Annotated in this window: 6 protein-coding genes; 5 read left to right on the top strand and 1 reads right to left on the bottom strand. The window is 39.2% G+C overall.

Going from position 1 to position 9949, the window contains the following annotated elements:
• Window positions 1-227: 227 nt before the first annotated feature.
• Together KN811_RS21585 and KN811_RS21580 are read left to right on the top strand one after the other, a co-directional pair.
• On the top strand, window positions 228-1721 hold the full coding sequence (locus tag KN811_RS21585) for a DUF6973 domain-containing protein (RefSeq protein ID WP_187967619.1): 1494 nt from the start codon (window positions 228-230) through the stop codon (window positions 1719-1721).
• A 12-nt stretch (window positions 1722-1733) separates the two neighbouring features.
• Window positions 1734-2093 (top strand): hypothetical protein, encoded by a 360-nt coding sequence (locus tag KN811_RS21580; protein WP_187967618.1) that lies wholly within the window; start codon window positions 1734-1736, stop codon window positions 2091-2093.
• Window positions 2094-2183: 90 nt separating this feature from the next.
• Here the strand turns inward: KN811_RS21580 and KN811_RS21575 are convergent, their stop codons facing one another.
• On the bottom strand, window positions 2184-2780 hold the full coding sequence (locus KN811_RS21575; protein ID WP_187967617.1) for a ribonuclease HII: 597 nt from the start codon (window positions 2778-2780) through the stop codon (window positions 2184-2186).
• A 353-nt stretch (window positions 2781-3133) separates the two neighbouring features.
• Here KN811_RS21575 and KN811_RS21570 point away from each other — a divergent pair, with 353 nt between their 5' ends.
• The 3 genes from KN811_RS21570 to KN811_RS21560 all read left to right on the top strand — a co-directional run bounded on the left by KN811_RS21570 (window position 3134) and on the right by KN811_RS21560 (window position 9758).
• Window positions 3134-6202 (top strand): SusC/RagA family TonB-linked outer membrane protein, encoded by a 3069-nt coding sequence (locus KN811_RS21570; protein ID WP_187967616.1) that lies wholly within the window; start codon window positions 3134-3136, stop codon window positions 6200-6202.
• A 4-nt stretch (window positions 6203-6206) separates the two neighbouring features.
• The gene (locus KN811_RS21565; protein ID WP_187967615.1) at window positions 6207-7604 is read left to right on the top strand and encodes a RagB/SusD family nutrient uptake outer membrane protein; all 1398 of its coding nucleotides are present in this window, start codon (window positions 6207-6209) and stop codon (window positions 7602-7604) included.
• Window positions 7605-7799: 195 nt separating this feature from the next.
• Window positions 7800-9758, top strand: coding sequence for a putative porin (locus KN811_RS21560; RefSeq protein ID WP_187967614.1), 1959 nt, complete (start codon window positions 7800-7802; stop codon window positions 9756-9758).
• Window positions 9759-9949 lie beyond the last annotated feature (191 nt).

Here is a 9949-nt window from a genome sequence, read left to right as displayed (position 1 = left end):
GTCAAACTCTTTTAAAATCCTGGCGATTTGCTGGGGTGAAAATTTACTCTTTTTCATTTTTTGAACTGAGGTTTAAAATTAATCATTTTTATAATTTTAAACAGTTCAGTTTTTAGGGAAGCTTACAGGCTTATAATTCTTGTTTTATAGATTATAGGTTAGCTCTTATTTCAATGGAATACTTTTTTCTTTACTTTTATTATTAACAAACTCTTAAATTATTTAGCATGATGGAAAAATTACTAAAATTTATTTTCACCGCGATTTTGTTTACTTCCGTTTCCTTGTTTTTCTTTGGGTGTCAAAAAGAAAGTGTCGAACCCGCTCTCGAAGAGACTATAAAATATGATGACCCCGGTATTGATATGCGGCAAGGCACAATCGATAATTTTAAGGGGGATATACATTTCCATGAATCATTAAAAAAAATAGCATCTAACATTGAGAAAGCGAAACAAAATAATAATGCATCAAAAAAGAAACAGAATTTCACGATTGATTCCAATAAAGTTGTAAGGGTTAAAAGAAATTCGGGTACTACATACAGCATTTTGGCAAAAAGAGAAGAATCGCAAACAGGTACCGTAGACAATCTTATTATTTCAATAGACCAAAATAATTCTATTAACAGTTATATTCTGAGTTATATCCCGGAAAATAAAGGTTTTGTTAGCCATCCAGGGCATTCTGCATATGCGTTTAATGGTTCGTTAAAAGTGACTTCTGTAGATATGGATGTTTCTGGATTATTGGCTCAAAAAACAAGTTTTATAGAGATAACTGTATTAGTTTGTGATTGGAGTGAAGGTAATGTTCATGGGACATGGCATTTGGCTGGTTCGAATTGCACCCCTGGTTTTATCCAGGAGGTAACCGTCATAGTTGATTATGAGGTGAATGATGGCCCAAATAGTACCATTAGTATGGGGGAATATACAACTATAGATGGAGAAATAGTATCTGGGGTAGGTAGTAATGGAGGAGCCGGGGGGAGTACTCCAATATTAATATTGGGCGATGATGAAAATGTATATGTTGAATGTGAAATTATATTGGATGCTCTTGAAGGATTGAGTAGCTTTGAAAAAAATTGGTTAAGAAATAATCTGTGGTTTGCTCAAAAGCTATTTGATTTTCTGGAACCAGAACTATTTTCTCCGGAGGCTAAAGAATTCGCGGAACTATGGTTTCATGCCGAAATGTACCAAGATTATGATCTAATTTTAACTCATCCCGTGTTTACCCAACAAGATCCTTATAATGTATGGAATAATGTGACTCAGACTGAAAGAGATTTAGTGAAATCAAATCCAGTTAAGGGTTACAAAATATTCAAAAATAGAGAAATAGCTACTTTTATGACAGTAAATAAATTTAATCGTAATGGTAGAAATGATAAATCGGACGCATTTAGACATGCATTTTATCAAGCTATTAATACTAGAGATGTAGGAATCTCATTTACAGGACAGTTTGCGGATGCACATGAGAGTGAAGTGCCAAGTAATCTTAATTTGGAGAAAAAAATGGATTTATACAATAATGAAGTAGGTATTATGTTTGCTGCATCTAACCCAGATATGACTAATCAAGGGTTTGCAGATGCAATATATCAAAAAATACTTGATGGGGAATTAAGATATTTATCCCCGTTATCAACTATAGTACCTCCCAATTATGGCATAATAAGTACAACAAAATTAACCCCAACTAATCAATAAATTAAATGATTTATGAAAAAAAGTGTATTCATAATAATATTATTTTCTTTTTTAACGGGATGCTATAATCATGGAGTTGAGTTTGAACTTAAAAATGAAAGTGGAAATGTGATAGATTCTGTTGAAATATCGAATGGTTTCACAAAGATAAAAATGTATGATATAAATAAAGATATAACTTCTTCTTTTTTAGATTTTAACGGCAATGACAAGAAAGTGAGTGGTGATGGCTCCTATACTATAACAATATTTTCCAAAGGGAAATACAAAACGGAAGGTTTTGGGTATTATAGCAATGGAGTCCCTTCGATAGATTATTATAAAGTTTTAATTAAAAAAGACACTATTTTAGTGAAAGAAATTATAGATTAATTCATAGCTTTTCCTTTTCTAAGGAACTTATATTAGGGAGATTTTGGACGGGAAAATAAAGTGCGATGCCTTTTCAGGATTCGCTTTTTCTCAAAACTCCAGCTTCAACTGCTCCGGCAACAACCGGAAACTCTTCCTGTGATATTTGCTAGCCCCGTATTTCCTGATGGCCTCCCGGTGCTCTTTGGTAGGGTAGCCCTTATTTTTCTTCCAGTTATACATGGGGAATTCTTCATGGATCTTTTCCATATAGGCGTCGCGATAGGTCTTGGCCAGTACAGATGCCGCGGCGATGCTCATGTACTTACCATCGCCTTTAATAATGCACTCATGCGGAATATTTTTATAGGGTCTGAACCTGTTACCGTCTACCAGGATGAATTCGGGGATGACAGATAGCTGGTCAATGGCTCTGTGCATCCCTGTTATAGAAGCATTCAGTATGTTTATCTCGTCTATTTCCGCTTCAAAGACGTGGCACACTCCATAGCACAGGGCCTGCTCTTCTACCACCGGGCGCAATAATTTCCTGCGCTGTTCCGAAAGTTGTTTGGAGTCGTTCAGGGTGGTATTGGTAAAGTCTTCGGGGAGTATGACCGCCGCCGCCGTAACCGGCCCGGCAAGGCATCCTCTTCCGGCTTCATCGGTTCCCGCTTCCAGGATTTTGTGCAGGTGGTGTTTTAGCATATTGTTTTTGTTTTGTTAACAAAATAAAACAATAAACGGGAATAAATGGCAGTGAGTCATGGCGAAAGTGTATTTTAAGAAAAACCCTTCATTTTTTACATGTCTTGTCGATCAGAAAAAGGCAAGGATTAAGGTAAAACAAAACTTTTTTGTACGTTAATTTATTGCGGTGTTTTGTGTTTTTATTCTCCTTTAATAATCCTTTTGTTGTTTAGGGGTAAATAAACTTTTGTTTGCTTCAAAAAATTAACATTTACAACTAAATGTGTTTAACATTTCCCTCGTGTTAAATTTTTGTTATTCCCGGAGAAAAATTTCAATATTTGTTCATAGCTAAATCAAATATATGTAATATGAGATCAAACTTTACACAGATTTTGACGCTTTTGTTGGCGTTTATTGTACAGTTCTCCTTTGCACAGGAGAAAACGATCACAGGTAATGTGACGGACCAGGGTGGTGTGCCGTTACCGGGGGTCAACATTGTAATTAAGGGGACAGCTACGGGAACCCAGACCGATTTTGACGGGAATTACAGTATTACTGCCGCTGAGGGGCAGGTACTACAATTTACCTATATCGGCATGACGGCCATCGAAAAAACGGTAGGAGCTTCGAATACCGTGGATGTTGTGATGGCAAATGATACCCAGGCCCTGGAAGAAGTAGTAGTGTTGGGGTATAGGACAATGGACAGGAGTAAAGTCACGGGTAGTTCTGATCAGATACAGGGCGGAATTGTTGAGGATATTCCCGTTGTAACTGTTGACCAGGCCTTACAGGGTAAGGTAGCAGGGGTGGCTATTTCTCAAACTTCAGGGACTCCGGGGTCTGCTCAGAATATCAGGATTCGGGGTGTAAGTTCTATTACCGCTAATAATGAACCGTTATATGTGATAGACGGGGTGCCTGTTATGAATTCTAACATATCGGGTAGTGTAGAGGATGACGGATCTGCCGGGACAGGTAGTTCAATAAGTCCTTTGGCTGCAATCAATAGTAAAGATATTGAAAGTATTACTGTTTTGAAAGATGCTTCGGCAACAGCTGCGTATGGAGCTCGAGGAACCAATGGAGTAATAGTTATAACAACTAAAAAAGGAAAAGAAGGAAAAGTATCATTTGATTTTTCTTCAGCCATTGGTATTCGAAACGATGCATATAATAAAAGAAGGCCGCTTACAGGGGCAGAAAGGATTATGTTGACGGAAGAAGCTGTTTATAACTCTTATAGTAAAGATAACGACTTCACCAGAGAAGAGGCATATGATTTTATGATAGAAAATAATATTGGCGGAACTGCGGATTGGAATGGTAAAGAAGGCGATTGGTATGATGCGCTAAAGAATAAAAATGCGATGCTTCAAACGTATAATCTTTCCGCAAGGGGAGGTTCTGAAAAATCGAATTTTTATGCTTCTTTGGGGTATAACAAAACTGAAAACACTGTTGTTTCTAATGATTTCAGGCGGATTACAGGATTGTTAAGCGTGAATCAAAAACTTACAAAAAGACTTGATTTTTCCACCTCTATTAATGTTTCAAATACAGTACAGGACGCACTTTTAGAACAGGGATCATATTATGGGAATCCGTATTTGACACGTTATTATATGTCTCCTTACGAACAGCCATATAATGAAGACGGGAGTTATAATACGGATATAAATTCATCTGTGTTCAATACCTTGTATACGTTGGCGAACGATATCAACAGGAATAATTTGACAAGAGGGTTGATTAATTCTGCATTGAATTGGGAAGTAATAGATAACCTCACCTTTAAAACACGTTTTAGTATAGATTATTTATCTAATGATTACAAAAGATATGCTAACAGATATCATGGTGACGGAGAGGCGACCAATGGTTATGCAGAATCCTCTGTAAGGAAAAATTATAACTGGGTATCTCAGAGTTCCTTGAATTATAGATTTTCCATAAACGGAGATCATAATTTTGATGTTACTGCCCTGTTTGAATATCAGAAGAATGAGATGTCGTATGTCTATGGGTACGGAGAAAATTTTCCTGCTGACGGATTGACAAATATAAACTCGGCAAGTGCTAATTATGATGCAGATTCGCAGTATACAAACTGGAAGAATGTTTCTTATTTGGGAATGTTGAACTATAATTACAGAGGGAAGTATGTTTTAGACTTTACATACAGACGTGAAGGTTCATCCCGTTTCTTCCCCGGGAGAAGATTTGGTGATTTCTGGTCTGTTGGAGGAGCCTGGAACATTGATGACGAGGATTTTATGGACGATACGGTCTTTAGTAAACTGCGTTTAAGAGGATCTTATGGTGTTACGGGAAATGCTGGAGAAAAGATCAACCAATACCAACCTCTTATGGATTTTAATAGGTCATATACGGGGAACGGAGCTCCATATCCGAGCCAATACGGGAATGATTATTTATCCTGGGAAAAAGCTGCCACTACAGACGTAGGCTTGGAATTCGGAGTGTTAGATAACAGACTTACCGGTTCGGCAACTTATTTTCGTCGAAGAACTTACGATTTGTTACAGGAAGTGCCTTTGTCCTTAACTACTGGTTTTAGCGATCAAACTATTAATGTAGGTGAAATGGTAAACAAGGGAGTTGAATTGCAATTGGATTTCGATATATTGAGAAGTGAAGATTTTAATTGGTCTGTTTCCGCAAATTATGCTACGGTAAAAAATGAAGTTACCGAATTGGCATTGGATCAAAATGGTACCCCACGTAATCCGGACGGCAGCAGTTCTTATAAGACCACAGAAATCGGACTGCCTGTTGGGGCATGGTATATGCCTACCTGGGCTGGAGTTGATCCTCAAACAGGTGCTCCGCAATGGTATGTAAATGGAGTAGACGGAGAAGTAACTTCTAATTACAGTCAGGCGGAACGCGTATATCAGGGGGCCAGTCCCTTGCCTAAATATACGGGAGGACTGTCAACTCAGTTCAAATACAAATGGTTCTTCCTGGATGCTAGTTTGTATTATGCAGGAGGGCATAAAATTTATGAGCAATACGCGCAACATTATTTTCAGACTAATAGGTTTACTTTAGGCTCTAATAATGGAATTGAAGAATTGTTAGAACGATGGCAACAACCGGGGGACATTACAGATGTACCTAAGTTGCAATATGCAACAAACGATAATTTTGGACGTACATCATCCAGGCATTTGTATGATGGAGATTATATTAGGTTAAAGGACGTTACCATCGGGTTTAATTTGCCGGATACAGCGCTGGAAGCCTTAGGTGTAGATGGAGTTACTTTTACGCTAAGAGGGTCTAACCTGGCTACTTGGGTAAAGGATAGCGGGTTGAAACTGGATCCGGAGGTAAGGGCCAGTGGTTATACATACCTAAGTACGCCTCCGGTTAAATCGTATGTGTTTGGTGTAAATGTAAAATTCTAAAGAAATGAGAAAAATATTATATATATTATTGGTTTGCGTCGGTTTCGGTTTGCAATCTTGTTCCGACAGTGATTTGGAACCTAATCTTTCGCAGAACAAAAATATTGATTTGAGTATTAATAATGAAGAAGATCTGAAAGGACTTCTTTACGGGGCTTATGACAGAATGTCCAGAACCCAGTATTATGGCAGGGATTATATTGTATACGGAGAAGTCCGTAGCGATAATATGTATTCAAATGCTAATTCTAATCGTTTTGTGAATGCGGCCGAAATGAATATGGTTTCCACAGATGCGTATCCTTCAGATACCTGGGAGAGAATGTATCAGGTAATTGCATCGGTTAATACGATTATCAATAAGGATCCTGAAGAACTGGAAGAAGGGGTGGATATGAAGGCAGTTAACCATTTTAAAGGACAGGCATTTGTTATAAGGGCACTGGTGCATTTCGATCTTGTTAAGTTGTACGGTCAACAACATGTTGAAGGACAGGGAGGTTTGGATGCATTAGGAGTTCCGTATGTAACTACATTTAGGGAGGAAGACAATTTATATCCATCCAGAAGCACAGTTGCGGAGGTGAGAGATATGGCCATGAGTGACCTGGATGCTGCGTTAGACCTGATGTCAGAAGAATTGGATGATACCTCTAAACAAACAATAACTACCAATGCTGTAAATGCCATCAGAGCTAGAATAGCATTGTACTTTGGAGATTGGAATACGGCCTTAGCAGCTGCCAAGGCGGTTATTGATTCCGGAAAGTTTCAAATCACTGAAGCAGATAAGTACAAGGATATTTTCAGTACGGATTCTACTCCCAATTCAATTTTTGAATTAGGCTATAATGCCGTTAATAATGAAGGGATTAATGGCCTGGCTAATATATATCAAAATACGAACTATGGTGATGTAGTGGTACTTCAGGACTTGTTGGATATGTATGAGGAGGATGATGTTAGGGCTGCTCCCGAAATGATAAATAAGACCGGGGATTATCTGCGTAATGTAGGAAAGTATTCTTCATTAGCACCTTATGATGATAATATTTTTGTGATCAGGTATGAGGAAATGATCCTTATATACGCAGAAGCATTACTGGAAACCGGAAATTCAGGAGAGGCTTTGACTTATCTCAATATGATTCCGGCCGAGAGGAATGCATCACCTTATTCTGAAGCCACTAAGGATAATATTTTGCTGGAACGTAGAAAAGAGTTGGCTTTTGAAGGATTTCGATTTGATGACCTGGCCCGGACAGGAAGCGATATTCCCTTAGTTGACGGATTGGATCAGACGCACGGAGGACCTGATTATGGTAGTTATAATTATGCTTTTCCAATTCCTTTTTCGGAAATAGGAGCTAATTCTAATATCGTTCAAAACCAAGGGTATTAAATAATATAATTGTAAATATTCAGAGCCCGGAGTGTAATGCGTATGATCTCCGGGCTTTTTTAGTTTAACAAATCCCTCCCTTATTCTTCCAAAAAATATACCTTTGCCTTTAATGCTGTTATATATGGTTTTACGGCATAATACAAGAACGATCCGAGTAGAGCGTTTTCACTATATCTAAGGAACCCGGTTTAAATGAAGCGTATATTTTTCTTATGTGCCCTGTTGTTTTTTACGGTAATTGTAAAAGGACAGGAAAAGAATTTTCCAGAAAAAAAAGGGGATACTGTGTCTCGTTCCCGTAAACCCGGCGGAAAGGGCAAGTCTGTAAATGATACTGTTGCCGATATAAAAGATTATAAGATCATCTCTTACAAACGGGATACCACTTATCTCGACACTTCATTGACCATAGATAAGGAATACAGGTATAACTATCTCAGAAGGGATAATTTCGAATTACTGCCTTTTTCCAATATGGGGCAGACCTATAATTCCCTGGCAAAGAATTTCCGGACTACCGGTTTGTACCCGGAATTAGGAGCGCGTTCCAAGCACTTTAATTATATGGAGGCAGAAGATATCAATTATTATAGTGTGCCTACCCCGACTACGGATCTTCTGTTTAAGACCACTATGGAGCAGGGGCAGTTACTCGATGCGTTCATCACCATGAATACGTCAAGGCGGCTCAATTTCTCCATTGCCTATAAAGGGATGCGATCGCTGGGAAAATATCAGCACACACTATCCAGTACCGGGAATTTCCGCGTTACGACCAATTACACGACAAAAGACAATAAATACCGGATGCGGGCACACTTTACGGCTCAGGATATCCTCAACCAGGAAAACGGAGGGATATCCAACAGGGACCAGTTCGAATCCGGAGAACCCGAGTTTTCCGACCGGGCCAGGATGGATGTGTTCTTCGAGAATGCAGAAAACCTCCTTATCGGTAAAAGGTATTTCCTGGATCATGAATATTTCCTGGTACGTCCCGGAAAGGCCTTTTCCCGTTTGTCCTTCGGGCACGAATTTCAGTACGAAACCAAGTTCTATAAATTTTTGCAGGAAAGTGCCGATGAAGATTATTTCGGTGCTGCCTACCAGCCTTCCGACCTGGAAGACAGGGCGAGGCTTAAGACCATGTATAATCAGTTGAGCCTTAATTATGGCGATAGGATTTTTGGCGACCTGAAATTCAAGGCCAGTCATTATAATTACAACTATTTCTTCAATACCGTCATTTATAGCGATGACGGGGTTATTGGCAATAAGCTCAATGGCGATGAAATAGCCATAGGGGGAGAATGGGCAAAAACCATAGGAAGGGTAAACCTCAATGCGGATATCGAGGTTAATATGATGGGAGACCTTAGTGGTAATACTTTTAACGGCACGGCTTCTTACGATATTAGCGACGATCTCAGGCTTTCGGGCTTCATTTCCTCAACGGCCAGGATGCCCAACTATAATTTTCTCCTCTATCTCAGCGACTATAAAAATTACAACTGGCAGAACGATGGCGATTTCGGTACCGAAAAAGTATATACGCTCGGAGGGACATTGCGATCGAAAAAATGGGGTAGTATAACCGCAAGCTATGCCACGATAGACGACTATACGTACTTTTATGAAACCGCAGATGCGGAAGATCAACCGAACATGGTCCTGTCCAGGCCTGCGCAATACGGAGGGACGATCAGTTACCTGAAAGTAAAAGGGGAAAATGAATTCCGGCTGGGAAAATTTGCCCTGCGCAATACGATAATGTACCAGAATGTCGCTCAGGACGACCTTGTGATGAATACTCCCGAATTTATAACCAGGAATACACTCTACTATTCCAATGATGTGTTTAAAAAAGCGATGTTCCTGCAGGTCGGGATCACCTTTAAATATTTTACCGAGTACTATGCGGATGGCTACAATCCCCTGCTGGGAGAATTCTACACCCAGACCCGCGAAAAGATAGGAGGCTTCCCGCTGGCGGACTTTTTTATCAATGCCCGTGTGCGCCAAACCCGGATCTATTTAAAAGCCGAACACTTTAATTCTTCGTTTACCGGGTATGATTACTATTCCGCACCCAATAATCCTTACCGGGATTTTATCGTGCGTTTCGGCCTTGTCTGGAATTTTTTCAGATAAACAGGGGGCTGCGGAATACGTGAAAATAAGAAAACACGAAATATTTCCCCATGATCATTTCTTATAACTTCTTCATATTCAGCGGGGCTTAAATTTTTTTAAAAAAAGGGCAAATAAATGTTGGCTGGAATGAAAAAAGGGTTCTATATTTGCACCCGCTTTGCAGAGGAAGAGTGAAGGATAGGAAGGGA

The organism is Sinomicrobium weinanense (assembly GCF_018863395.1).
In the GTDB taxonomy this organism is placed as follows: Bacteria; Bacteroidota; Bacteroidia; order Flavobacteriales; family Flavobacteriaceae; genus Sinomicrobium; species Sinomicrobium weinanense.
The sequence above is the reverse complement of the archived record's forward strand: the minus strand, read 5'-3'. Positions and strand labels throughout refer to the sequence as shown.

Coding starts and splice junctions, on each gene's coding strand:
- KN811_RS21560 (WP_187967614.1), top strand. CDS start 7,800: ATGAAGCGTATATTTTTCTTATGTGCCCTGTTGTTTTTTACGGTAATT.
- KN811_RS21580 (WP_187967618.1), top strand. CDS start 1,734: ATGAAAAAAAGTGTATTCATAATAATATTATTTTCTTTTTTAACGGGA.
- KN811_RS21575 (WP_187967617.1), bottom strand. CDS start 2,780: ATGCTAAAACACCACCTGCACAAAATCCTGGAAGCGGGAACCGATGAA.
- KN811_RS21585 (WP_187967619.1), top strand. CDS start 228: ATGATGGAAAAATTACTAAAATTTATTTTCACCGCGATTTTGTTTACT.
- KN811_RS21565 (WP_187967615.1), top strand. CDS start 6,207: ATGAGAAAAATATTATATATATTATTGGTTTGCGTCGGTTTCGGTTTG.
- KN811_RS21570 (WP_187967616.1), top strand. CDS start 3,134: ATGAGATCAAACTTTACACAGATTTTGACGCTTTTGTTGGCGTTTATT.